This window comes from Chitinophaga ginsengisegetis (assembly GCF_900168065.1).
Taxonomy (GTDB): domain Bacteria; phylum Bacteroidota; class Bacteroidia; order Chitinophagales; family Chitinophagaceae; genus Chitinophaga; species Chitinophaga ginsengisegetis.
This window is the reverse complement of sequence record NZ_FUZZ01000005.1, coordinates 679881-703277: the sequence shown is the minus strand read 5'-3', so window position 1 is coordinate 703277 and position 23397 is coordinate 679881. Positions and strand designations below refer to the sequence as shown.

General features: G+C 49.0%; 19 protein-coding genes and 1 pseudogene. 9 read left to right on the top strand and 11 right to left on the bottom strand.

Features of this window, described 5'->3' with window-relative positions; translation table 11 throughout:
* Position 1: 1 nt before the first annotated feature.
* Positions 2-943 (top strand): helix-turn-helix domain-containing protein, encoded by a 942-nt coding sequence (locus tag B5Z18_RS28990; RefSeq protein ID WP_079473044.1) that lies wholly within the window; start codon positions 2-4, stop codon positions 941-943.
* Positions 944-1014: 71 nt separating this feature from the next.
* On the opposite strand, the gene rluF is transcribed toward B5Z18_RS28990, so the two are convergent.
* The 4 genes from rluF to B5Z18_RS28970 are packed head-to-tail and all read right to left on the bottom strand — an operon-like array spanning position 1015 to position 8188.
* The gene (gene rluF / locus B5Z18_RS28985; RefSeq protein WP_079473043.1) at positions 1015-1755 is read right to left on the bottom strand and encodes a 23S rRNA pseudouridine(2604) synthase RluF; all 741 of its coding nucleotides are present in this window, start codon (positions 1753-1755) and stop codon (positions 1015-1017) included.
* A 13-nt stretch (positions 1756-1768) separates the two neighbouring features.
* Positions 1769-2680: a hypothetical protein gene (locus tag B5Z18_RS28980; RefSeq protein WP_079473042.1), complete on the bottom strand. Its 912-nt coding sequence runs from the start codon at positions 2678-2680 to the stop codon at positions 1769-1771.
* Positions 2681-2684: 4 nt separating this feature from the next.
* Complete coding sequence (locus B5Z18_RS28975; protein WP_079473041.1) at positions 2685-7718, bottom strand: DUF4132 domain-containing protein; 5034 nt, start codon at positions 7716-7718, stop codon at positions 2685-2687.
* Positions 7719-7762: 44 nt separating this feature from the next.
* Complete coding sequence (locus B5Z18_RS28970) at positions 7763-8188, bottom strand: hypothetical protein (RefSeq protein ID WP_079473040.1); 426 nt, start codon at positions 8186-8188, stop codon at positions 7763-7765.
* A gap of 128 nt (positions 8189-8316) precedes the next feature.
* Here B5Z18_RS28970 and B5Z18_RS28965 point away from each other — a divergent pair, with 128 nt between their 5' ends.
* The gene (locus B5Z18_RS28965) at positions 8317-10263 is read left to right on the top strand and encodes a lectin-like domain-containing protein (RefSeq protein ID WP_079473039.1); all 1947 of its coding nucleotides are present in this window, start codon (positions 8317-8319) and stop codon (positions 10261-10263) included.
* Here B5Z18_RS28965 and B5Z18_RS28960 read toward each other — a convergent pair whose 3' ends face one another.
* From B5Z18_RS28960 to B5Z18_RS28950, 3 genes are all read right to left on the bottom strand, one after another.
* Positions 10264-11334, bottom strand: a complete 1071-nt coding sequence (locus B5Z18_RS28960) for a 3-oxoacyl-ACP synthase III family protein (RefSeq protein ID WP_079473038.1) — start codon at positions 11332-11334, stop codon at positions 10264-10266. It lies immediately after the preceding gene.
* Between the two features lie 163 nt (positions 11335-11497).
* The gene (locus B5Z18_RS28955) at positions 11498-12505 is read right to left on the bottom strand and encodes an LLM class flavin-dependent oxidoreductase (RefSeq protein ID WP_079473037.1); all 1008 of its coding nucleotides are present in this window, start codon (positions 12503-12505) and stop codon (positions 11498-11500) included.
* A gap of 69 nt (positions 12506-12574) precedes the next feature.
* Complete coding sequence (locus tag B5Z18_RS28950) at positions 12575-13330, bottom strand: type 1 glutamine amidotransferase domain-containing protein (RefSeq protein WP_079473036.1); 756 nt, start codon at positions 13328-13330, stop codon at positions 12575-12577.
* Positions 13331-13421: 91 nt separating this feature from the next.
* Between B5Z18_RS28950 and B5Z18_RS28945 the strand changes: the two genes are divergently transcribed.
* Entirely contained in the window at positions 13422-13781 is a 360-nt protein-coding gene (locus B5Z18_RS28945; protein WP_235016057.1) for a DUF1801 domain-containing protein, read from the top strand.
* 7 nt (positions 13782-13788) lie between these two features.
* Here the strand turns inward: B5Z18_RS28945 and B5Z18_RS28940 are convergent, their stop codons facing one another.
* From B5Z18_RS28940 to B5Z18_RS32405, 4 genes and pseudogenes are all read right to left on the bottom strand, one after another.
* The gene (locus B5Z18_RS28940) at positions 13789-14892 is read right to left on the bottom strand and encodes a glycosyltransferase family 2 protein (protein ID WP_079473035.1); all 1104 of its coding nucleotides are present in this window, start codon (positions 14890-14892) and stop codon (positions 13789-13791) included.
* A gap of 345 nt (positions 14893-15237) precedes the next feature.
* A complete protein-coding gene (locus tag B5Z18_RS28935; protein ID WP_079473034.1) occupies positions 15238-16425 on the bottom strand; it encodes a M20 metallopeptidase family protein in 1188 nt (395 codons plus the stop codon).
* Positions 16426-16576: 151 nt separating this feature from the next.
* The gene (locus B5Z18_RS28930) at positions 16577-17902 is read right to left on the bottom strand and encodes a sugar MFS transporter (protein ID WP_079473033.1); all 1326 of its coding nucleotides are present in this window, start codon (positions 17900-17902) and stop codon (positions 16577-16579) included.
* Between the two features lie 28 nt (positions 17903-17930).
* A pseudogene (locus B5Z18_RS32405) lies at positions 17931-18098 on the bottom strand (putative oxidoreductase C-terminal domain-containing protein); the annotation flags it as partial.
* 140 nt (positions 18099-18238) lie between these two features.
* Here B5Z18_RS32405 and B5Z18_RS28925 point away from each other — a divergent pair.
* The 6 genes from B5Z18_RS28925 to B5Z18_RS28900 all read left to right on the top strand — a co-directional run bounded on the left by B5Z18_RS28925 (position 18239) and on the right by B5Z18_RS28900 (position 23357).
* On the top strand, positions 18239-18766 hold the full coding sequence (locus B5Z18_RS28925) for a DinB family protein (protein WP_079473032.1): 528 nt from the start codon (positions 18239-18241) through the stop codon (positions 18764-18766).
* 19 nt (positions 18767-18785) lie between these two features.
* A complete protein-coding gene (locus B5Z18_RS28920; RefSeq protein WP_079473031.1) occupies positions 18786-19253 on the top strand; it encodes a hypothetical protein in 468 nt (155 codons plus the stop codon).
* Between the two features lie 156 nt (positions 19254-19409).
* A complete protein-coding gene (locus B5Z18_RS28915) occupies positions 19410-19961 on the top strand; it encodes a gluconate 2-dehydrogenase subunit 3 family protein (protein ID WP_079473030.1) in 552 nt (183 codons plus the stop codon).
* A gap of 11 nt (positions 19962-19972) precedes the next feature.
* Positions 19973-21682 carry a GMC oxidoreductase gene (locus tag B5Z18_RS28910; RefSeq protein ID WP_079473029.1) on the top strand — a complete coding sequence of 570 codons (1710 nt, stop codon included), beginning with the start codon at positions 19973-19975 and terminating at the stop codon, positions 21680-21682.
* Between the two features lie 74 nt (positions 21683-21756).
* Complete coding sequence (locus B5Z18_RS28905; protein WP_079473028.1) at positions 21757-22434, top strand: DUF2625 domain-containing protein; 678 nt, start codon at positions 21757-21759, stop codon at positions 22432-22434.
* 110 nt (positions 22435-22544) lie between these two features.
* The gene (locus B5Z18_RS28900) at positions 22545-23357 is read left to right on the top strand and encodes an enoyl-ACP reductase FabI (protein ID WP_079473027.1); all 813 of its coding nucleotides are present in this window, start codon (positions 22545-22547) and stop codon (positions 23355-23357) included.
* Positions 23358-23397: the final 40 nt, after the last annotated feature.

Below are 23397 nucleotides of genomic sequence, written 5' to 3'. Positions count from 1 at the left end.
TATGGCAGGAAACCTTCCTCTGAAAATAAAAAGCATCCATGAGCTATTGCAACTGAAAGGTTTGCCTGATACAAGACATCCGCTTATCAGTGTAGTCAATATTGCCGAACTAAAGCAGCTGCCTAAGTATGTAAATATAGTGGCGACCACTAATTTCTATTTTATAGGTATGAGCAAATACACGCAGTATTGTTTGAAAATGAAGTATGGGCAACAAGAGTATGATTTTGATAAAGGCGTGATGAATTTTATAGCACCAGGACAGGTATTTAATTTTATTGCCGATCAGGTGGAAGAAATAAACCGGTCCGGATGGTTGCTGCTGCTCCATCCGGATTTTCTCTGGAACCATCCCCTTGCGTTGAAGATAAGGCAATACGAATTCTTTGATTACGCAGTAAATGAAGCCCTGTTCCTGTCTGATTATGAAGAGCAGACAATTAGCGGGTTGTTCAGGAACATTGAACAGGAATACAGTACAAACATTGATAAATTCAGCCAGGGGATTATTATTTCCCTCATTGAAACCCTGCTGAAATATTCAGAGCGCTTTTACCAGCGGCAGTTTATTACCCGTAACATTACCCACCACGGTATTGTGAGCCAGCTGGAAGCATTGCTGGAAAAGGCTTTTTCCAAAGAAGCACTGGAAGAGAACGGGGTACCAACGGTAAAGGATATATCCGGCCAGTTGAATATTTCGCCTAATTATCTGAGCGGTTTGCTCAAAACACTAACAGGCAATAGTACCCAACAACACATACAGGAGAAGATCATAGAAAAGGCGAAGGAAAAACTCACTATGACAGATTTATCCGTAAATGAAATAGCTTTTGAACTGGGTTTTGAATATCCGCAGTCTTTTTCCAAATTGTTCAGGACTAAGACAAATATCTCACCGCTGGAATTCAGAAAGTCCAGCAGGTTTATTGAACTTCATTAGAAGAGATAGAACAGTGGAGAGCCACCACGGATATAAAACCCGTGCCCGGAGGCGATAAAAAGAAAACCCAATCACTCATCCATCCCATCCGCATCATTCCCTGCGGTCTTCTTACTATTCGCCACCAATGCATTCAAATTACTCACCTCCTCCTTTGTAAAATACCGCCAGCTTCCCTGTGCCAGGTCTTTCAGCGTCATGTTCATAATGCGTGTCCGTTTCAGCGCCACTACCTCATAGCCCAGTGCTTCGCACATCCGGCGTATCTGGCGGTTGAGTCCCTGCGTTAAAATGATCCGGAAACGGTTGGCGCCTTCCTGCTGTACAAAGCATTTCTGCGTCATTACGCCGAGGATGCGCACACCGTTGCGCATATTTTTGAGGAACTCGATGTCTATGGGTTTGTCGACGGTAACAATATATTCTTTCTCATGCTGATTACCGGCTCTCAGGATTTTATTTACGATGTCGCCATCGTTGGTGAGGAATATCAGTCCTTCGGAACGCTTATCCAGCCGGCCTATCGGGAATATGCGGGAGGGAAAGTTCACGTAGTCGATGATATTGGTTTTATCCTTGAGGTCTGTGGTACAGGTGATCCCTTTGGGTTTGTTCAGGGCAATATACACGGTGGCTTTTTTCTTTTTGAGCGGCTCCCCGTCTACTTCTACCACGTCGCCATCTTTAACGCGATTCCCTTTGGAGGCGATGTTGTCATTGATCGTTACGCGGCCCTGTTCAATATATTTATCAGCTTCGCGGCGACTGCAAAAGCCGGTTTCACTGATGTATTTGTTAACGCTTATATCCATAATCAGGTGCAAATTACTTAAAACCGGGCAAAAATGCTTCCACTGCTCCCGTATCCAGGTTCAGCAGTTTCATGGTATATAAAAGTACGTAGTGATGAAAATAGGCGCCGATAATACGTCCGCGGCCCTGTTCGGACTGGATGATGTTACGGACAGCCCCGGTTTTCCGGTCCAGCACATATTCCACGCCCCACCCGTTGGATTCGGTGGCGCCGGCGCTGAGGCATATCAGCGCATCGTCTTCCGTTACCAGGATATCCGTGCCATGCACCTGGCCGCTGTCGCCGCCCAGGTCGGAGAAGTTGCGCTGCCACAGGGGCTGGAACTGCTGATCGCAGCAAAACAGGATGTTGCCATGCGTGAGAATCAGGTACTGCCCGTTCCACCAGGTGATTTTGCTCACCAGGTCCGGGTAAGGTGTTTTCACTTTAGTGCATGTAAAGTCGGCGCCGTCCACGCGGATATATGCCTTCTGTTTCTCCATCGGGAAATAAAAAACATCCTGAAAGGGATCGTAAGTGCCATCGCCCAGGCGTACTGCGGAAGGTACTACTGCTACAATTTCACCGGTGGCAATATCCACCCAAACGGGTTTCTGGCTGTAGGCCTCCAGCAGGATGTGCGTACCTGCTGCATTAAAGAGGGCATTATAATACAGGTGCCGGTTGGTGCTGTACAGTTCTTCCTGTGTGTCGATGTTCATCACCACCATCCTGCTCACCAGTTTACGCGATCCTATGATCATCGGGGAATTCAGCACCAGCCAGCGGTTGCCGGGATGCCATGCTACCACGCTGTAACCGGGATACTGCTTCCACAATTGCACCCGTTCGTTGGGCGTGTCGTACCACAGCGGAGCTGCTCCCTTCTCATCAATGCTGGAAAGGAACAGCTGTCTGTTTTTATAATCTGTAATGATATTCATCTGGTTAGTTCATGTTTAACTGCGACAAAATCGTCGGGTCCTGGATCTGAGTATCTCTCGCCAGCAACAGTACTTTGGAGATCAGCTCGGCCGATTTCGGGTCATCATCTATAAACGGTAAAAATATCCGGCCGCGGTGCTGCGAATGCACCGGCAAAACAGACAGGTATTTTCCCGGCAGCTGGTGCGCCACAGCGCTACCCAGGTGCACGCTATATTCGCCGTGATGTCCTTTGATCCGCGCGTGACTGCCACTGATGGTCACGTTATCTACCTTAAACAAACGCAGCGTTTCCGCCAGCAACACACTCCGCATTTCAATGGACGAATGACTCGCCTCCGGATCCACCCCGCCGGCATGCGCCACACTCACCACCAGGTCAATATCCCGCATCACCTCACTGAATATCAGTGGAGAGATCTGCTCAAAGGCCACCGGCTTCCCGGTTTTCAGGTCATGAAATATGATGGTCTCCAGTGTAGGGGGCTCCACATCTGCAGGCGAAAACCAATCAGCCATCGCGTATATCTTCGCTACAAAACCTTCTTTATGGAATACTTTCTGCAAACCTTCTTCATAGTCCACTTTCCAATGCCGGTTCTTCAACAACGCTACGGTTTGAGCCGGCTGCACCTGGTGCCCCGCGTAACGGCGGGAGATAGATTTCTCCGCCAGCTCATCTGCCAATGGAATATACAGCTCACGGAACACCTGTTTAAATGGCTGCTGCCACTGTTTCTCAAAAAGATACCGCTGGTAATCACTCCATACACGCAACCGGTACAGGTCTGCGCTGTGGGCAATACGGATCTCATCTCCTTCTGCCAAAACAAATTCCTTTCCTCCCGGTGCATGTAATACACCGTTGTGGTAAAACCCATGCCGCTCTCCGGCTACATACACGAGCTTCTCTAAATGTCGCGCAATTACCGGGTGATCAAATAAATTAGCCAGTTCTGAATATAAAAATCCATCACCCCGTACCATCGCATCTTCGAGCGATTTCTTCGACCGGCTGAACTGCTCCCTTAATATCTCCCGGTAATCATGCAATTCTTCTACTTTTGCGTCTTTCTTATATTTCGGAGGAACTGCCTTCAGGGCCTTATCTCCTTTGAAGGCTATCACATCGGCCACACCGGTGTCATCAATCACCAGCCCGATGGTCACATCATCATACTTCACCTGCGTTTCTTTTAATAAAATCCCTTGTACCTGCCGGGTTTCCATCGCCCAGGTCAGTCGCTGTGGATCGGCGTAACCGGCATTGCGGGCCAGGTTCTCCAGCGCTACCCTAATGGCCAGCGCCTCACTGGTTTGCTTCTGCGCACCAAACTGCCGGCTCTCTTTCTTAAATTGCTGCAGGTACTCATAACGTCCCAGCACATCTTTACCGGCGTTGGTTTTACTCAACGGAATCAGGCCATACATCCGCAGGTAATCCTGGTCGCGCTTCTCTTTTATCTTCTGGGTAACTTCTTTTAATTTAATATCCCCGGTAATAACGTCAGCGTATAAACGCGCTCTCCGGTGCTCATTACCATCACTGATGTATTTGGCGGCATCATATACTACCTGCCAGCGCACTTTCCCTATCTCTTTATATGCTTTCAGGAACCAGTCTTTGTCAACAGCCCCAATCTTAAAATCAGCCAGGTCCACCGCGCTGTAACGCGCTATCTCACTCTCTGCCTCAGCATTCTGCTCCGCCGCACCGGACGATTTGGTATGCGCATGCATCCACCAGATGGCGGCATCCAGTCCTTTCCAGTTCAGGTACCTGCTCACAAATTTTTGCCACTGCGGGGCATACACCGCCGCTTCAATCAGCTGTGCTTCCGTTACAGTCAGTTGCTGCATAGCGGCATTAAAAAGGTCCTGCGTATCTCCGGGCAATGGATAACACTTCTTCAGCAATGTACTAAACTGCTGCTGCCGCGTAAAGGTATCGCCCCAGGTATAAATGTAACCCCGGTATAAAGAGGTCTTCCCTAGTCCCGTTAATATTTCCGCAAACCGGCTAATACCATACACCTGCTTGAGCTGCGGCACAAACTGCGTTACTGCCGTGGGTGTATCACCCCGCTTCAATTCTATGTCCAGGAAATGTTCGCGCATACGTACAAACATCGCTTCCAGGAAAGAAAACTGTTCAAAATAATCAAACGCATTTTTATGCGGCTTACCCTGCGATAACAACCGGATATTTTCCTTGCTGATCAGCCCACGGTACATTTCACTCTCGCTGATAAGCCCCGACTGGTGAGCATAACAGAACACCTCCAGCGGTGGTAAATGATCACCCGCGCTATCCGGCAATCCTGTAAATTGCCGCCAGTGGTACAGCTGCCAGCAATCGTTTATCAGCTCCGGCGCCAGGCGGGAACTCACCAACTCCAAAGGTTTATTCAACACGGCAAGCAATTGCCACCCACCACGTACATACGGATAGGTTGCACCATCCGACCGGTAAGCAAACACCTCCGGTGTAAAAGACGCAAACAGCCTGCTGGCAACGCCAAGCAGAAACGCATTCCGTTCTTCAAAAGGATGGATCAGCTGCAACGCCGTAAGCGCGCGCAACACTGGATTCGACCATTTATAAGGATGCTGCTTTCTCGCTGCAGCCGGTAACATCACTTCTGCAGCAGGATAAAAAACATCCGTTAAATGCTGCCATGCTGCCACCTGCTCCTGCTGCTCCAGCATCAGCGTATTCAACAAAAACAAATCCCGTGGCTGTATGTTGTTGGCCTGGTACCACTGTTCCCACACCTCCGGCAACGGGTAAGCTGCATACTCCGCTTCGGGTGTTTCAAAGCGGTAACTATAAGGTTTGTTTTTATTAAATTCATTCGCCAGCAACACCTTTGCACGACTCCCATCATACTGCTCCACTTCATATTCGTAATCGCCATGCGACAATATCAATGTATACAACGCTTCCAACGCCTGTTGTATAGCAGCTATAGGTTTGGAAAAACCAAACTCCCCGGTTTGCAAACACTGCGCATAATAATCATCAGTCTTTACTACAGGCGCTACCACCGGCGATATCAGCGCCGGATCATATAAGCCGTAACCATTCTCCACTGTAAAATTCAGCGCCTCATTCTCCGCAGATAATTGTGACAACAACACTTCTTCACGCTGCGATATATTTTTTCTTTCCTTGAAAGATGCCTGCCAATCGTTGATTTCTTTTGTTAAACAGTTTGCCTTTTTCAGCTGTACAGCAATATCCAGTCCGGCTAAACGCTGCTCGGTGTCTCCTTCCAGCAACTGCGTGGTAACCGCCGCTATCACCGCTGCCGGCTGCCGTAAAATCAATGCAATGGCCTTGCTCCTGCCGCCGGCGCTCTTTCTTTTCAGTAACTCTATAAACACTGCCATCTCTTCTGTGGTAAACTGCTCTTTCCCCAATGCCCGGAAAGCCACATCTACTACAAGTTCAGCCCGGTCTTTCAACAGGCGTATCGCAAAGTTCCGCTGAAACGCCGTCAGTTCCGGGGCATCTTTCGCAGTCTGCTCATTCCAGCCCCAGGCCGCATGATAAGGAAAGGTAAGATGCGTCAGCTGCTGCCGCAGTGAAACATTCATCTCATCAAAATACAGCAACATTGTATCCAACCGGTCCTGCCGGTCCAGCACCAGGTGCGTCATCACCTGCAATGCCGCATTGCGGTCGAACTGCACATTCATCCACGAAAACACCTGGCCGGTAAACGTTTTTTCTTTGCCGCTGCTGCGCTGAACAATAGCATGCAGCCGGTCAAATAATTCCGGGAAATATTTATCGTAATGTTCTCCACGGTTATAGATCAGCAAATTAATACCTGTCAGCGCCATGCCCAGCACCACTTCTTCCTTATCTTCCAATGCCCGGTAAAACAGGGGCATGTCTATGTTATAATATTTTGTTTCTCCCGCAAATTTCAGCGCAAGGCAACGCTTCTCTGTAGTGCCATTGGTAAACAACTCATCCAGGTAAGGTTTTGTCAGCTGCACATCCAGTACGCCCTGCGCCCACAGTGCCATGTATACCTCCATGTTGTTTTTGCTCTGCACGGCTTCCGGTATCAGCGCAGGTGTTTCGAGGTATATATGCGCTTTTTCAAGGAACTGCTTCACGGTGGCTTCTTTCTCCGCTTCCCAGCCGAGGCCGGCCCATACATCCACTGCACGCACCACGGAAGAAAAACGGGTCATGTTATTATCCAGCAACACTTTCATCATATACTTCAGCGCACCAATACCTGTTTCATCCAGCGATTCCAGGATGGTTTGCCGCAGCCCTTCCTGCCGTTGTGCGGCCAGTAACAACTTCTCTACCAATACCCATGCAGGCTGTTTTTCACTATTCAGCAACGCTTTGATAATGGCCCGCGTAACTTTACCAATGCTGTCTTTATTAAAAATAATATCCTCCATCACCTGCAGCAACGCATCATTACCAAGATCAATGGCTGCTGCCCAAACCCGGTACAGCTGATGACTTTGCAGTTCCTGGTCGTAACGCACCTGCTCCACTACGCTCAAATCAAAACAGTTAAATTTCACTACCGGCGCATAGGTAGTTTGTGAAGCCTGCGGTACAGCATGAATAATAAAGTTCAACTGGTTTACAAAATACACTTCCGGATCATGCGGCGCCCGGAAAGAACGACGGGCCGAACTTACCTGGTACATCTGGTAAGGAATCCGCTCCCACGCATATTTTACATAGGCCGCTTTTTCTTCTCCAAAAAAATAAACAAGTAAATTCCATGCGGCAGGATCATTCCAGTGATTTGCCGGGAGCAGCGAGGCGATAAGATTATAACGAGTATCCTTATACGTTACATTTCTGCGGTAAGCAAAAGAGTGGTCTTTCTCTTCTTCCGGCGATTCCAGTAAAAACAGTAATCCCAGTGCGGCCATCTCTTTCGTTAACAAAGGATGGGTAATTTTGTTGGCATTAATGGCTTCCAGCTCCTCTGCCATTTTCTTCAAATGGTCAGGGATTTCCCGGCTCTCCAGGAACTTTTTTGCATCCATAAAAGGTCTTTTACTAAACGTTGACGGGTTAAAACAATTTTTCTTTACCAGATGCTTCCGGCGAGAAAGGTTAACCTGATAAAGGTAATAATTGTGAGACTATCTAACGAAAAAATGGTTGTTAAATTCTCTATTTCTTTATCATTGACAAACACTGCAAACAGGCCGTCTTCAAACGCCTGTAAGGCTGTAGTCTGCGCCTTTTCCGCATCAGCTTTATGTTCGTTGTAAATACTGCCAAAACCGGCTTTACCCGTAGCGGCAAGGTCGTCCGTTTGCTCCGGGGAAAGGAAGGGCAATAGGTTTTTCTCCGGCAGCTTATTGTTATACGCAGTTACCTGTTGTTTCACCACCGCCACCAGCAATTCGCGGAGTGACGGATGATCCGTTATATCGTCTATTTCCAGTACCTGCCTGTCTATAATCGCATGTTTCCGGCCGGCTTGTTTTACACTGATCGTAATTTGCATGTCTCCGTCTCTTTGGGTCCGGCAAATCTAACGGAAAAACCTATGTCGCCCAATAATTGTGCTTTGATCTTAATCACTAAGAATGTAACTTGTTACCGGCAATCTGTCCCGCTGCCCGGCTCCCCGACATGAAAAGAATACTATGCCTGATCACCGGTCTACTGCTGCTGAAAAGCTCCCCGCTCACGGGTCAGACAGCCCTGCCATACATACTCAATGGCGCAGCTGCCCAGCGCACGTGCAACTGCTATGTGCTCACACCGGATCAGCAATTTACCAGCGGCACCGTATGGAATAAAAACAAGATCAACCTCAACCAGTCGTTTAATTATGTGTTTGATGTAAACCTGGGTTGTAAAGATGCAACCGGTGCAGATGGTATTGGTTTCATCCTGCAAACCAAAGGCACGAATCTCGGCGGTACCGGTCAGGGCATCGGTTTTAAAGGCATTTCACCGTCTCTCGGTATCATTATCGATACCTGGCAAAACAGCGATGAAAATGACCCTCCCTATGATCATATCGCCATACAGATGAATGGCATTACGGATCACAACGATCCCACCGGCAATCTTACCACACCGGTAACTGTGCTGGCCAACAGCGATAATATTGAAGATTGCAACTGGCATCTCTTCCGCATCCGGTGGGACGCGGCAACAAAGCATATGGAAATAAGCGTGGATAATGAACTGCGCCTCACACTCGATAAAGACATTGTAAACGATATTTTCGGCGGGGATCCAAGCGTGTTCTGGGGCTTTGCCGGATCTACAGGTGGCAGCACCAACAAACAGGAATTTTGCGCCGCCCTGCGCCCGGAATTTAATTTCAATCCCCAGCAGATTTTCTGCGATGGTACCCCCATCCAGTTCAGGGACAATTCCAGCTCTTTCGGCTCTATCACCCGCTGGTGGTGGGATTTGGGAGATGGAACCCTTTCCACCGCTCCCCTGCCGCCCGCTCACGTATATCCTGCGGCCGGTCATTATGAAGTAAAACTGGTGATTGAAGATAACAGCGGCTGCATGTCCGACACCTTAAAAGCGCCTTTCACCGTAGGTGCGTACCCGGTAGTGGACTTTGGCCCCGACCCACTTTGTCTCAATGCCAAAATGCAGATGGAAGATCGTACTACCATCACCGTTGGAACACTTCAGAAATGGGAATGGAACTGGGGCGATGGCACTACCGCTACCGGTCAGCAACCAACAGCGCCCTACACCACACCCGGTACCCGGCAAATACAACTCTCGGTTACCTCCGCGCAGGGCTGTGGCAGCAACGCCACCAAATCTGTCCTGGTCAGCAACACCCCGCAGGTAAGCGGCAGGGGGGAAGATGTATGCCTGGGCGTTCCTACCGGCTTTGAAGGGACCAACCTTACACCGGCCACGCCCATCAGCCGGTGGCACTGGGACCTCGGCAACGGCTACACGCTCTTGCAGCAACAGGGCGCCTTCCGCTTCGCGGATACCGGCTACTACCCCGTACGGCTATACGCCGTTAGCAGCGACGGCTGCATCTCGCCCGAAGTGGAAGTTCCCGTCAGGGTTACTTCCGTATTCGCACAGGCCGGGAAAGATACTATCGTTGCCAGCGGCCAGCCCCTGCAACTCCAGGCGGAATGGCTCAATCCCCGGATCCGCTATGCCTGGTCGCCCACCACCGGTCTCAATGATCCCTACATACCCAACCCCGTCGCCATCCTGCAAAAGGACCAGACATACCGCCTCACCCTCACCTCCCCGGAGGGATGTGAGGACCACGATGACGTAAGCATAAAAGTGTATGAAGGACCGGAATTCTACGTACCAAACGCATTCACTCCCAACAACGACGGGCGCAACGACATCTTCCGCGTAATTGCCGCAGGCGTACCCAAACTGGATTTCTTTTGTATCTGGAACCGCTGGGGCCAGGAAATATTCCGCAGTGCCGACCTCCCCGGCGGATGGGACGGCAACTGGCTGGGGCGCCCTGCTCCCGCCGCCACCTACGTGTGGATGGTGCAGGGCGTGGATTACACCGGGCGCCGCTTCAGCAAAAAAGGTACGGTAACGCTTATACGATAATTACATCCTGTAGCAAATCGCATTGATGTTCATGCCCGCTCCCACAGAAGCAAACAGGATCACTTCGCCGGCATGCACCTCCTGGTTGGCAATATGCCCCTTGCGTACCATGTCAAATAAAGTAGGAACCGTGGCCACAGAACTGTTGCCAAGCTCGTGGATATTCATAGGCATAATATCCACCGGTATATCTTTAATACCGTATAATAAGTAGAAAGCCTTGATGATGGCAATATCCATCTTCTCATTGGCCTGGTGTATAAAGATCTTTTTTACATCTGCAATGTTCACACCTCCTGCGTCCAAACAAGCCTTCATTGCCTCCGGCACATGCTTCAGTGCAAACTCATATACCTTGCGGCCCAGCATCTTGATATAACGTACACGCTTATCCGCTTCCGGTGCATACGACTTACCCATGTAAATATAATTGAGCTCGTCCATCGCGTACGACTGTGCGCTCGCACTGATAATTCCTGCCGTACCTTCCGTGTCTTTGAAAGCCTCTACAATCACGGCGCCTGCGCCATCACTGAAAATCATGCTGTCACGATCGTAGCGGTCAATCACCCTGCTCAGGGTTTCTGTTCCTATCACCAGGCATTTCTTCGCCAGTCCTGCTTTAAAAAACGCATCTGCCTGGATCAATCCCTGGATCCATCCCGGGCAGCCAAACAAAATATCGTAGGGTATACAGGAAGGATTGCGGATGCCCAATGCCTGCTTCACCCTGGAAGCCAGCGATGGTACCGCGTCCGACTGAATCGTATCAGTTAATACATTCCCGAAATTATGCGCCAGGATAATCTGATCCAGCGTTTCCGGGTCCACTCCCGCATCTTTTATAGCTGCTACTGCTGCCGCTACTGCCATCTCCGTGGCATTCATATCTATATCGGCATACCTGCGTTCAGAAATCCCCGTTACTTCCTCAAATTTGCGGATGATGTCTGCCGCCTCAGATGGGATTCTTTCCTGCCGGTCACTGTAGAATTCCTGTTGCAAAAAATCTTTATTTAGTTTTTTGTTGGCAGGAATGAAGCTACCAGTACCGGTTATAACTGTTCGCATTGTTTGAACCATAGATCGTTTTTTAAGCTGCCACCTGACAACCCATTACATAAAGATACAATAAAAAGCTGCCCTGTATACACCCTCCCAACCTTCACCAGCCCGTAAACACAAAAGGCGCTGTCAAAAACAGCGCCATTATTAATATTGTTCTTTACTTAACTTATAAATTATCAACGATTCCTTTCAATAATTCGTACGACCGAAGCCGTGTGTCCTGGTCGTAAATGTGCGCAGTAGCCATCAGCTCATCTACCTGTGTTTCTTCCAGGAAACGCTGCAAGCCTGTTTGCACAGTAGCGGAACTGCCAACAAAGGAACAACTCAGCATCTGTTGTGCATGCGCCGCCTCATACTCATTCCACACTCCCTCCATACTGTCTATCGGTGGGCCCAGTCTCCGCAGATTACCACGGATGATACCGAGGAACAACTGGTAAAACGAGGTGGCCAACCGGTTGGCTTCTGCATCGGTATCCGCCGCAATTACGTTTACACAGGCCATCGTATACGGAGCAGATAAAAATTCAGAAGGCTTGAATTGCTGCCGGTATATTTTCAGCGCGGCATGCAACTGTGCGGGTGCAAAATGACTCGCAAAGGCATAGGGCAAACCCATAGCCGCAGCCAGGTAAGCGCTGTCGGTGCTGGAACCCAGTATCCATATCGGGATATCAAGGCCCTCACCAGGTATCGCCCTCACAGCGCTGGTATGGTTATCGTACGATAAGTATTGTTGTAATTCCTGTACCTGCTCCGGGAAATCATGCCCCGCCCCAAGCCGGTCGCGGCGCAATGCCCGCGCAGTTACCTGGTCGGTACCCGGCGCCCTTCCCAGGCCCAGGTCAATCCGGTCGGGATACAGTGAAGCAAGGGTGCCAAACTGCTCGGCCACCACCAGCGGCGCATGGTTCGGCAGCATAATACCGCCTGAACCTACCCGGATCGTGTTGGTACCACCGGCTATATATCCCAGTAATACCGCTGTAGCCGAACTGGCCACACTCACCATATTGTGGTGCTCAGCCATCCAGAAACGCTTATATCCCAACTTTTCTACGTGTTGTGCCAGCCGCAGGCTATTCCGGAATGCATCTGCAGGCGTACTTCCTTCTGTTACCGGTGCCAGGTCCAAAACCGACAGCGGCCGTCTTAATCCATGCTTACTCATGGTTACAAATTTAGGTCATTGCGGCCCACCGAAACGGGGTGATATACTTTAGGTAAGCACTTACCCCCGTTAAGCATGCTCCAGCATATGTATAAATTCCGTGGAAAAACGGTAGGCATCGCCCGGCCAGCGGGCAGATAGATAGTGCCGGTCCCGTACCGTAAATCCCCGCTCTGGATGTTGGGCATCATCCCGGGTCAAAGGCAGCGGCCCGGAAAGGAACTGCGCAGGATCGCCCAGCGCCGCCGCCACCTCGGCCTGTACGGTAACAGGATACGTGAGATAATAATCTTTTAACCACCACCGGGTAAGATGGTAAGCCATGCGCTCCTGGCTGGCCAGCAAGGCAGTGGTTTTATAGGAATGTAAAACGGATAACCCCGTCCGCGGGTCTTTGCTTCGTGCAGCCAGCACCACACCATGACAAATAGCCCCCACCGGCTTCTGCGCCATAAAAAAATGAGCGACCACCTCCTGTAACAGGGATGATTCAAGGTAAACCTTCACACCCTTATCATGGCCGCCAGGCAGCAAAAGCGCGTCATATTCCTCCGGACGGATTTGGGTATATTTTAAAGGGGTACAAAAAGATTCACTGTTCGACATGCGGTGATAAGCCATCACCGCATCTTCACGCGCCTGCAACAACCATTTCCACACACCCAGCTGTTCTCCCCTCAGTATCCGGAGATCCGCCATCCCACTGTAACCACCCGGCGTGGCAAACTGCACGTCGTATCCCTTTGCCGTCAGCAACAACCAGGGTATAGCCGCTTCAGTGGGATCAAAACCATAATCAGGTAGTGGCACCAGTACCTTCTTCATTCATGAACGTTTATGTGCAGGCAGTAACTTAAAAAGAAAGATAACAAAAAAAGCATTCTGCTGTTAGCAATTGCCTATTTTCAGGCATATTATGATCCGCGATATCGACATTTGGTTTGAATCCCAGCCGGAGCCGGCCAAAGGCTGCCTGCTGGCACTGCGCACCTATCTGCTGCAATACAATCCCCATATTACAGAAGCCTGGAAATACCGCATGCCCTTCTATTGCTACAATGGTAAAATGTGCTGCTACCTATGGGTTCAAAAAGAAAACAAACATCCCTATCTTGGCATTGTGGAAGGCAAAAATATCCGCCATCCCCTGCTGCAACAGGATAAACGCGCCCGCATGAAGATCCTTCCCCTCGATCCTTCAGAAGATTTGCCAATGGAAGTGATCAATGATATTCTCAGCAAAATGGTTCGCTGGTACGAACAATCAGGTAAGTAGGAATTTATTATTTTATAAAGATCAATAACGATAGTAATATAAGATAGATGACCAGCTTGGTGATCCGCCACCGGTTGGTGCGGAAGTGACGGGGCCGCGTAAAATCAACATTGATCCGCTTCATAAAATACGACGGCTTACCCTGTCCTATCATGGTTTTAAACATACCCCACTCTGTACTGCACCGCAGCAACGTCATGTAATACGCTACTTTCAATTCACGATATCCCATGCCGGCAGCCCTTACGTAGTTAATACCCATGTCAATTAAAGGAATAGCCGCTAAAAAGATCAGCCATTTCTGCCAGCTGAGAAATATAAAGAACAAAGGCGCACAAAGCAATGCCAGCACCCATCCTTCTATGGGATTAGGAAACGCATACCAGGTAAATTTTTTAAACCGCGGCAGCAACAACGCCATCCCTGCACCATAACGGGTAAAGCGATCGAAATGCGGTTGCGCATGGTTCCACCACGGATGTGTAACACGTGCTTCCTTAACACACATAAATTGCGTACCATGCAACATACTTACCCTGGCCCCAAGATCAATGTCTTCTCCCCCGCCAATAGCCGACAACAGCGGGGAAAACCGCAAATCCTGCAATGCGCTCCGCTTAAACATAATGTTAGCCGTTACCCCCCACATGAATTGCTCCTTTTTTTTCGCGATAGTAAAAATACTGGTGAGGCCCGCTGCATCCAGCGCCCGCGTAAACGCATTTACCGGTACAGGAAAATCTGTTAATCCAATAAAACCAATCGCAGTTGCTTTCTCTTTAGTCGCTTTTACATATTGTAACAATAAGTCGCTGTCCGCCACAATATCATCATCCAGGAATAGAATCCAGCTTCCGTTTCCCGCCTCAATGCCCCTGTTACGGGTTTCACCCGGACCTTTGTTTTCGGAATTTATAAAAAGATGAATTACGCCTTCCTTCGCCAGCCGCTGCAATTCCGCTCCGGGCTTTACCCCCGGATTATCCGCAATAACGTAATAGTTAAATTGCCATCCACCTGGTTTCGGCAAATGAATCAGGGGAAGCAAATATTGCTCATCCAACCGGAAAGTAGGAATGATAATATCGATAGAATCAGGAACCGCTAACATAGGGCGCGAAGATAAATAACATTTTATTTGCTTTCATAATGCAAATGAAATATATATTTGAAGCTAAACATATTGTTAACAGCTGCTTATAACGGTGAGGGATAAACGAAATTAACTGAAAGAAACAGCACGCAGCATACCAGACATAAAAAAAAGGGGTGGCAAGACTACCTCCCCTTTAATATTTTAACCATATCCTATGAAAAACCTGATACAAAGATATACTCATGGCCGTTAGTTGCCCACCTTATTTTGTGAACGCATAATTATTGCCCGTGAATGCAATGAATCTGCCGTTGTTAACCGGCGGTTAACAAAATAATAAGTGTGGCCTCAACGCTTTCATTAGTTACCTAAAGTCTTCAGTGCGAGATAAGACATCAGCCCGGCGCCGGTTTCCAGCGCTTTTTCGTCGGCGTCAAAAGTGGCGGTATGCAAACCGGATACAATGCCCCTGTTTTCATTGCGTACACCCAACCTGTAAAAACAGGCATCCGCCACCTGTGAATAGGAAGCAAAATCTTCTGCCGCCATCCAGATGTCCAGGTCAGCTACCTGTTCTTCACCCAGGTAGTCAACGGCATATGCCTTGCTGGCAGCCGTCAGTTTATCTTCGTTTATCAGTACAGGATATCCTCTTTCTATTTTAATATCGCAGGACCCTTCCATACTTTCTGCTATGGAGATGGCCATCTTTTTAATCTTCTCATGTGCCGCATTACGCCAGGTTTCATCCAGCGACCGGAACGTACCCTCCAGCTTCACTTCATCCGGGATCACGTTACTGGCCCCGTTGGCATGCATCTTACCAAAAGTCAATACTGATGGCAGCAACGGGTTGGCACGGCGGCTCACAATCTGTTGCAGTGCTATAACCATATGACAGGCAATCACCACCGGGTCAATGCCCAGGTGCGGCATCGCACCATGACCGCCCTTCCCCTTCACGGTAATGGAAATCTCATCGTTGCTGGCCATATAGCGCCCGGAACGGAACCCCACCTTACCCACCGGCAGCTCCGGCATCACATGCTGCCCCAGGATATGGTGCGGCCGTGGATTTTCCAGTACCCCTGCCTTAATCATCAAACTGGCCCCGCCGGGGATCACCTCTTCCGCCGGCTGGAAAATAAACTTCACCGTACCGGAAAACTCCTCCTTCATCCGGCTGAGGATCCCCGCCACGCCCAGCAGGGACGATGTATGCACATCATGCCCGCAGGCGTGCATCACCCCCTCATTCTGCGAACGGTAGGGCACTTCATTCAACTCAATAATGGGCAGGGCGTCTATATCCGCCCGCAGCGCCACCACCTTGTCCGATGGGGCGGCCTCCCCCTGCAATAAAGCAACAATCCCGGTATCAGCCATCCTTTCAAACGGAATGTCCAGTGCACGCAACTTCTCTTCTATAAAAAGCGCCGTCTGGTATTCCCGGTAGGAAAGTTCTGGATTCGTATGCAGGTGGCGACGGTTGGCCGTTGCCTCCTCCAGCAGTCCGCTGGCTAATTGCCGGATTCTTTCTTTAAGCATGTAGCAGAAGTTTTTTATTGCGCTCCTGTTCCAGGAACGTTTTTACTAAATCGTCATCAGTCAGGTGCGGATACGCCTCCTTATAATCCTCAAGTATACAATTTTTTATCCGGCCAAACACCTGCCACCCTAATAAACAACCGCCCTATGCCTACGGCCTGCGCCAGCTTCTCAGTTTATACCCGTAAAATGCGTAGAACACCAGGTACAGGTAACACGGAAACAATACCCAGTAAGCCAACCGGACATTGTACATATCCGCTACCAGTCCGTATATCACCGGCAACATCGCATTACCGCATAACCCCATAATCATCACAGACGCCCCCAGTTTGGTGAACCGCCCCAGTCCGTCCAGCGCCAGCGGCCAGATGCCCGCCCATACCAGCGAATTGGCAAAACCCAGCATCACTACAAACCAGATCGAGATATCCGTTACATGCCCCAGCAGCCTCACTTCGCCATGCATATATACAATTGCCAGCGTAAACACCGCGCCCAGTATGGTACATACCCTCAAGGCATTAGCCTGACTGATCACACGCGGTATCAGCGATATCCCCAGCAGGTAGCCGCAAATGGTAACGAATAACGTATAGGAAGGAAATGTTTTTGCCTCCAGCAAAGGGATGTGCATGGATCCCGCATAACCAATAATAGTGTCAATGGCCACTACCTGCGTACCCACATGTAAAAATATCGCAAGCGCCCCCAGGATCAGGTGAGGAAACTGGAAAATGCTCGTTTTACCCGCATTGGCACTAGCGACGGCTGCATCTTCATGCTCTGTGTCTATTTCGGGCAAAGGGGAAAAACGCACCATGCAACCCAATGCAAACAAAACCACCGATACCACCGCATAGGGCGCTATCACCCTTCTGATCAGCGCATCCAGCACGGCATTACGGGCATCCCCCGTCATATGGGCAAGCTCCTTAAACAGGTCGCCGTCGGTAGCCTTCAGTATCACAGCAGCAAAGATCAGTGGCGCCACTATACCCGCCCCCTTGTTGCAGATCCCCATAATGCTGATACGCGCAGCCGCACTCTCTTTAGGCCCCAGGATAGTGATATAGGGGTTGGCTGCTGTTTGCAGCACGGCCAGCCCAAGACCAATAATAAACAACCCCGCAAGAAATATCTCATAAGTGCGTGTATACGCCGCTGGTATAAATATCAGCGCTCCCAGCGACATCACCCAGAAACCTATCATCATCCCCTTCTTAAAGCCCACAGCCTTCAACAGGTATGAAGCCGGCACCGACATAAAGAAGTAGGAGATGTAAAAGGCAAAGGCCACCAGGTACGACTGGAAATTGCTCAGTTCGCAGGCAATCTTGAAATATGGTATCAGGATGGCGTTCACCCATGTCACAAAACCAAATACGAAGAACAGTAAACCCACAATGAGTATGGATATTACGGTGTCCCGCCTGCTGAGTGATCCCGCTGTTACAGTAGCTGTCTGTTGTTTCATTCGGTTGATTTTAATTGCCCTGATATCATTACGCTAAACGCTTTGCTATCAACAGCGCCTGTGTGGTGGTATAATATTTTGCCAGCATACCCGGTACTTCCCAGGCCGGCATCTGACCGGATTGCACGTATACCAGGAATTGTTGCATCACTTTTGCAAACAACCGCTCAATAGGCTTCTGCATTTTAGATGGATGCCGATAAAGATAAAGTTTTGCCTCATCCGTTTATTTTTTTTCATTGAGAACGTTACCGGTTAAATTTTTCGTCGTTTGAGATCACAAAGTCATTATATTTGATCCGCAACCAAATAGCTAAACTCCAAAACATACCCGCTATGAGAATTATTTTCGTACTCCCGTTCCTGTTAATTTCTTTTTTCAGTTACAGCCAAACGGCTACCATTAAATCCATACTGCTGGACCAGTTACGTACTACCCACGATAAGGCCCATGCACAATGGTTTGTAACAGTAAACACCGCTATAGAAGGACTTACCTCTGAAGAGGCCAACTGGAAAGACAGCTCCGGTAACCACTCCATTGCGCAACTGGTGAACCACCTCATTTTCTGGGACCTCGGACTGTTGGAGAAATTCAACGGGAAAGCAAAGCCGGCTGCTAATATCAATAACGACGATACCTTTTCTCCCGCCACAAAGGAGCAATGGGAGGCCTCCGTTAAACGGATCGACAGCGTGCTCACTGCCTGGGAAACTGCTATTGAACAAGCCGATGAAAAAAAGCTCGCATCACAATACAGCACCATTGCCAATATCAACACACATAACGCCTATCATATTGGCCAGATCCTGTATATCCGTAAATTGCGGGGCAACTGGAATCCTGAAAAAGGAGTGAAATAAAAATCAGTAACCTGTATTTATGAAGATAAATCCGAATAGAAAGGGTCTCGTGATCGGGGCCCTGTTTACCGCCATCTCACTGATGCTGGTAGCCACCGTAATAGCACCGGCCCTCGCCGTACTCCCCGGCTATCCGGTTGAAAAGATGATGGCCCTCATGGTAAGTGGCGCATCTGATCATCACCTTCAATTACTCACCATCCTGGTATTGGCGGTCATCTTTCTTTTAATATTAATACCCGCTTTAATACTCATCCGCTCATCCACCCCTCCCAACGAATCCATCGTCAGTGGAAAAATCATCCTCCTGATGGTACTTCTGTACATGGTGGTTCATCCCCTGGTTTTCTATATCTTTTCCTATGCGAAAGACTGGAACCGGAAAGACGCGCAATACCTGATGGCCGCTTTGGTGACCGTTCCGTTCAGCAGCTTTGCCTTTGTGATCGTTGGCGCTGTAATCGACGCCGTAAAAAAAAGGGGCTAGCTGTACCAGCCACCACAAAAACCTTGTAAATACTCCCGGATTCCTTTATATTTAATCCTTATTTCCAGCCGGAGCGCCGGGAAATAAGGATTCGCAGCGTATAAGATTTGAAATAATGCAGACCAATTCCCGTTTTACTACAATAAATTCCGATCAATGGAAGTGACAAGAAGAGCTGCGCTCAAGCAGCTGCTGTATGTGTCAGCCGGCATGGCCATATTGCCTGCCTGTTTGCAACATACCAGCAGAACATCATTAACATTAAAGAACATCCAGGTAGATGGCGACCAGGAGAAAATGCTGGCCGAACTCGTGGAAACGATCATCCCCGCTACTACCACGCCAGGCGCTAAGGAGCTGTCCGCCCACTTATTTACCCTCATTATGATGGACGATTGCTATAAAAAAGAAGACCAGCAACGCTGGCTCAGCGGCATGAAATCATTTGAACAGGCATCTAAAAAACTAAACGGACATACCTTCCTGGACAGCACTCCCGCACAACGGGAAGCCCTGCTCAAAACCCTTGAAGCCGTAAAAGACGACAAGGACGACGTTTCTTTTTTCTACCGCGCTACCAAACGCCTTACCATCAAGGCATATACCAATTCCAAATATTTTCTTACCAAAGTAAATATCTACGAACTGGTACCTGCCAGATACCACGGTTGCGTACCGCTGAAACCCATTACCCGGAAGCTTGCCTAACTACTAATTGTATGAGTAAAGATAATACCAGCCTGCAAAACCGTACGTTTGATGCCATTGTTATTGGTTCCGGCATCAGCGGCGGATGGGCAGCAAAAGAATTCACAGAAAAAGGTTTAAAAACACTGGTGCTGGAAAGAGGCCGTGATGTTAAACACATAAAAGACTACCCCACTACCAGCCAGTTCCCATGGGAATTTCCCCACCGTGGCCAGATACCGGAAGCCATTAAGGCTGCCAACCCGGTGATCAGCCGCTGCTACGCCTATAAAGAAGATGCCATGCACTTCTTCGTGAAAGATACCGATCATCCTTATGGTCAGCCCAAACCGTTCGACTGGATCAGAGGATACCAGGTAGGCGGGAAATCACTGATGTGGGCCAGGCAAACACAACGCTGGAGCGACTTCGACTTTGAAGGCCCCGCCCGCGACGGCTTCGCCACCGATTGGCCTATCCGTTACAAAGACATTGCCCCCTGGTACAGCCACGTGGAAAAATTTGTAGGCATCTCCGGAAACAAAGATGGCCTGCCAAACCTCCCCGATGGAGAATTTCTGCCACCACTGGAACTCTCCTGTGTAGAAAATTATTTTAAGGATTTTGTAAAAGATAATTATAAAGACAGACAGGTGATCTACGCCCGTTGCGCCCACTTAACGCAGCCAAAGCAGATCCACCTGGACCAGGGCAGAGGACAATGCCAGAAGAGAGATCTTTGCCACCGCGGATGTCCGTTTGGCGGCTACTTCAGCAGCAACTCCTCCACTATTCCCTGGGCAGAAAAAACCGGTAATCTTACACTCCGCCCGTTTTCCGTAGTGCATTCCATCATCTTTGATGAACAAAAAGGAAAAGCCACCGGCGTGCGTGTAGTGGATACCAACACCAAAGAAATGATGGAGTATTACGCAAAAGTAATTTTCGTAAACGCCGCTGCCATAAACACCAACGCCGTACTGCTCAACTCCACCTCCCACCGCTTCCCCAATGGCCTCGGCAACGATAGCGGTGTGCTGGGAAAATACTTTGCCTTTCATAGTTACCGCGGACGTATCAGCGGACAATACGAAGGATTCAAAGACTCTACCACCGATGGCCGTACCCCTACCAGCGCGTACCTTCCCCGCTTCCGTAATGTACACAAACAGGAAACAGATTTCCTCCGTGGATATGCAGCAGGATTCTCCTCCGACAGAGGCTCGCATACCAACACCGACGGATTTGGCAAAACGCTGAAAGACCAGCTCTTCAACAGCGAAACAGGACCCTGGTATGTAGGCTCACACATGATGGGTGAAACTATTCCGAAAGAAATCAGCACCGTTACATTGGATACCCAGAAGAAAGACGAATGGGGCATTCCGCAAATCAATATCAACGTAGACTACGACGACAATGATGAAAAGATGCTGAAGGATTTCTTTGAGCAGATGACCGACATGTTTACCAAAGCCGGTTTCACCAATATACATACCAGCGACTCCAAACAGGCGCCCGGACTGGATATCCACGAAATGGGCGGCGTACGTATGGGCAACGATCCTAAAACATCTATGCTGAATAAATGGAACCAGATGCACGCATGCAATAACGTATTTGTAACAGATGGCGCCTGCATGACTTCTACTTCCACACAGAACCCGTCGCTCACCTACATGGCGCTGACCGCGAGGGCGGTGGACTATGCCGTGCAGCAACTGAAGAAGGGGGAGATATAATTGCGCTTCTTTATCATATTAAAACGCGGATGAACACCTCTTGTTCACCCGCGTTTTTTATTTAATTTGCACAGATGAAACCTGTTAATGAACTGATTAATACAAAAGAACCAGGCTGGGACCTGGTAAAGGAATGGATTAAAGATGGTAGCAACCATATAGAAATTCTTCCGAAAGATAGTGCCCGTGCAGAGCAGGCTTTATATGAAACCCAGGTAACCACCCGCTCCCCCATGGGCGCCATCATCTATGAAACCGGCGGACTGCTGGTAGATCATGGCTGGATCCGGGTGCTCGGCTCCGGCCACGAAAAGCTGGACCGTACACTGCCTGCCTGGAATGATGGAAAATCGTATATGCATTCCGGTGAGCAACCCGGCTTTTTATTAATAGCGGACGATGTGGTAGGTGGCTTCTTTGCCATCAATGCCGGCGGCATTGCGGCGCAGGAAGGAATTGGCAGTATATTTTACTTTGCACCTGATACACTGGAATGGGAGAATATGGAGATCAGCTACAGCGATTTTATTTCCTTTTGCTGCTCCGGCGACATTGAAGGATTCTATGAAGCTTTCCGCTGGAAAGGCTGGCGCGAAGAAGTAGCTGCATTAAACGGCAACCAGGCATTCAGCTTCGTACCATTCTTATTTACAAAGGAAGGAAAAGACCTGGATAACATCAGTAAAAAAGCCGTGCCGGTAGAAGAACTCTGGTTTTTGCAAATGGATCTGCAGAAACAATTCGGGCATTAAAATACCGCCGCCGGATAAAATGTTAAAATTTCCGTACCCACTCCCTACGGAGGAATAATTAGGCTACATTTAATCCCTGTAGCAATTAATCCTTACACTAAAACTTCGTCATGTCTCACAATTTATTAAAGGGAAAGAAGGGAATTATTTTTGGTGCGCTGGATGAAAGATCCATTGCATGGAAAACAGCACTACGCTGCGTGGCAGAAGGTGCGGAAATCGTTTTAACCAATGCTCCTGTTGCCATCCGGATGGGTGAAATAAACGGACTGGCACAGCAATGCAACGCACCGGTTATCCCTGCCGATGTTACCAACATGGAGGACCTCGATAACCTTTTCATCAAAACAAAAGAACACTTTGGCGGCGGCGTGGACTTTATCCTCCACTCCATTGGCATGAGCGTGAATATGCGTAAAGGCAACGACTATACGAATCTCAACTACGACTACATGCATAAATCGGTAGATATATCCGCCATGAGCTTTCACCGGGTATTGCAAACCGCTATTAAACACGATGCCATCAATGAATGGGGCTCCGTAGTGGCCCTCACATTTATTGCTGCACACCTCGCCTTCCCCAACTACAACGAAATGGCCGATATCAAGGCGATGCTGGAAAGTATTACCCGCAGTTTCGGTTATCAGTATGGTATCAAAAAACATGTGCGCATCAACACTATTTCACAGTCGCCTACCATCACTACCGCCGGACAAGGCATTGCAGGTTTTGATGGCTTTGTAGCCTTCTCCGAAAAGATGTCGCCGCTCGGAAATGCTACCGCCGATCAGTGCGCGGAGTTTACCGTTTCCCTGTTCTCTGATTACACGCGGATGGTCACCATGCAGAACATCTTCCACGACGGGGGCTTCTCCAGTACCGGTGTTACAGAAGCCATTATTCAGCAGATGTCTAAATAAAATAACTATAAAAAGATAAGCCTCTCCGGTAACCGGAGAG

What these genes read in the sequence shown, in the direction of transcription:
- B5Z18_RS28905 (WP_079473028.1), top strand. Translation starts at nt 21,757, where the DNA reads ATGAAACCTGTTAATGAACTGATTAATACAAAAGAACCAGGCTGGGAC.
- B5Z18_RS28990 (WP_079473044.1), top strand. Translation starts at nt 2, where the DNA reads ATGGCAGGAAACCTTCCTCTGAAAATAAAAAGCATCCATGAGCTATTG.
- B5Z18_RS28970 (WP_079473040.1), bottom strand. Translation starts at nt 8,188, where the DNA reads ATGCAAATTACGATCAGTGTAAAACAAGCCGGCCGGAAACATGCGATT.
- B5Z18_RS28975 (WP_079473041.1), bottom strand. Translation starts at nt 7,718, where the DNA reads ATGGATGCAAAAAAGTTCCTGGAGAGCCGGGAAATCCCTGACCATTTG.
- rluF (WP_079473043.1), bottom strand. Translation starts at nt 1,755, where the DNA reads ATGGATATAAGCGTTAACAAATACATCAGTGAAACCGGCTTTTGCAGT.
- B5Z18_RS28910 (WP_079473029.1), top strand. Translation starts at nt 19,973, where the DNA reads ATGAGTAAAGATAATACCAGCCTGCAAAACCGTACGTTTGATGCCATT.
- B5Z18_RS28940 (WP_079473035.1), bottom strand. Translation starts at nt 14,892, where the DNA reads ATGTTAGCGGTTCCTGATTCTATCGATATTATCATTCCTACTTTCCGG.
- B5Z18_RS28960 (WP_079473038.1), bottom strand. Translation starts at nt 11,334, where the DNA reads ATGCGAACAGTTATAACCGGTACTGGTAGCTTCATTCCTGCCAACAAA.
- B5Z18_RS28920 (WP_079473031.1), top strand. Translation starts at nt 18,786, where the DNA reads ATGAAGATAAATCCGAATAGAAAGGGTCTCGTGATCGGGGCCCTGTTT.
- B5Z18_RS28965 (WP_079473039.1), top strand. Translation starts at nt 8,317, where the DNA reads ATGAAAAGAATACTATGCCTGATCACCGGTCTACTGCTGCTGAAAAGC.
- B5Z18_RS28935 (WP_079473034.1), bottom strand. Translation starts at nt 16,425, where the DNA reads ATGCTTAAAGAAAGAATCCGGCAATTAGCCAGCGGACTGCTGGAGGAG.
- B5Z18_RS28915 (WP_079473030.1), top strand. Translation starts at nt 19,410, where the DNA reads ATGGAAGTGACAAGAAGAGCTGCGCTCAAGCAGCTGCTGTATGTGTCA.
- B5Z18_RS28925 (WP_079473032.1), top strand. Translation starts at nt 18,239, where the DNA reads ATGAGAATTATTTTCGTACTCCCGTTCCTGTTAATTTCTTTTTTCAGT.
- B5Z18_RS28945 (WP_235016057.1), top strand. Translation starts at nt 13,422, where the DNA reads ATGATCCGCGATATCGACATTTGGTTTGAATCCCAGCCGGAGCCGGCC.
- B5Z18_RS28980 (WP_079473042.1), bottom strand. Translation starts at nt 2,680, where the DNA reads ATGAATATCATTACAGATTATAAAAACAGACAGCTGTTCCTTTCCAGC.
- B5Z18_RS28950 (WP_079473036.1), bottom strand. Translation starts at nt 13,330, where the DNA reads ATGAAGAAGGTACTGGTGCCACTACCTGATTATGGTTTTGATCCCACT.
- B5Z18_RS28930 (WP_079473033.1), bottom strand. Translation starts at nt 17,902, where the DNA reads ATGAAACAACAGACAGCTACTGTAACAGCGGGATCACTCAGCAGGCGG.
- B5Z18_RS28955 (WP_079473037.1), bottom strand. Translation starts at nt 12,505, where the DNA reads ATGAGTAAGCATGGATTAAGACGGCCGCTGTCGGTTTTGGACCTGGCA.
- B5Z18_RS28900 (WP_079473027.1), top strand. Translation starts at nt 22,545, where the DNA reads ATGTCTCACAATTTATTAAAGGGAAAGAAGGGAATTATTTTTGGTGCG.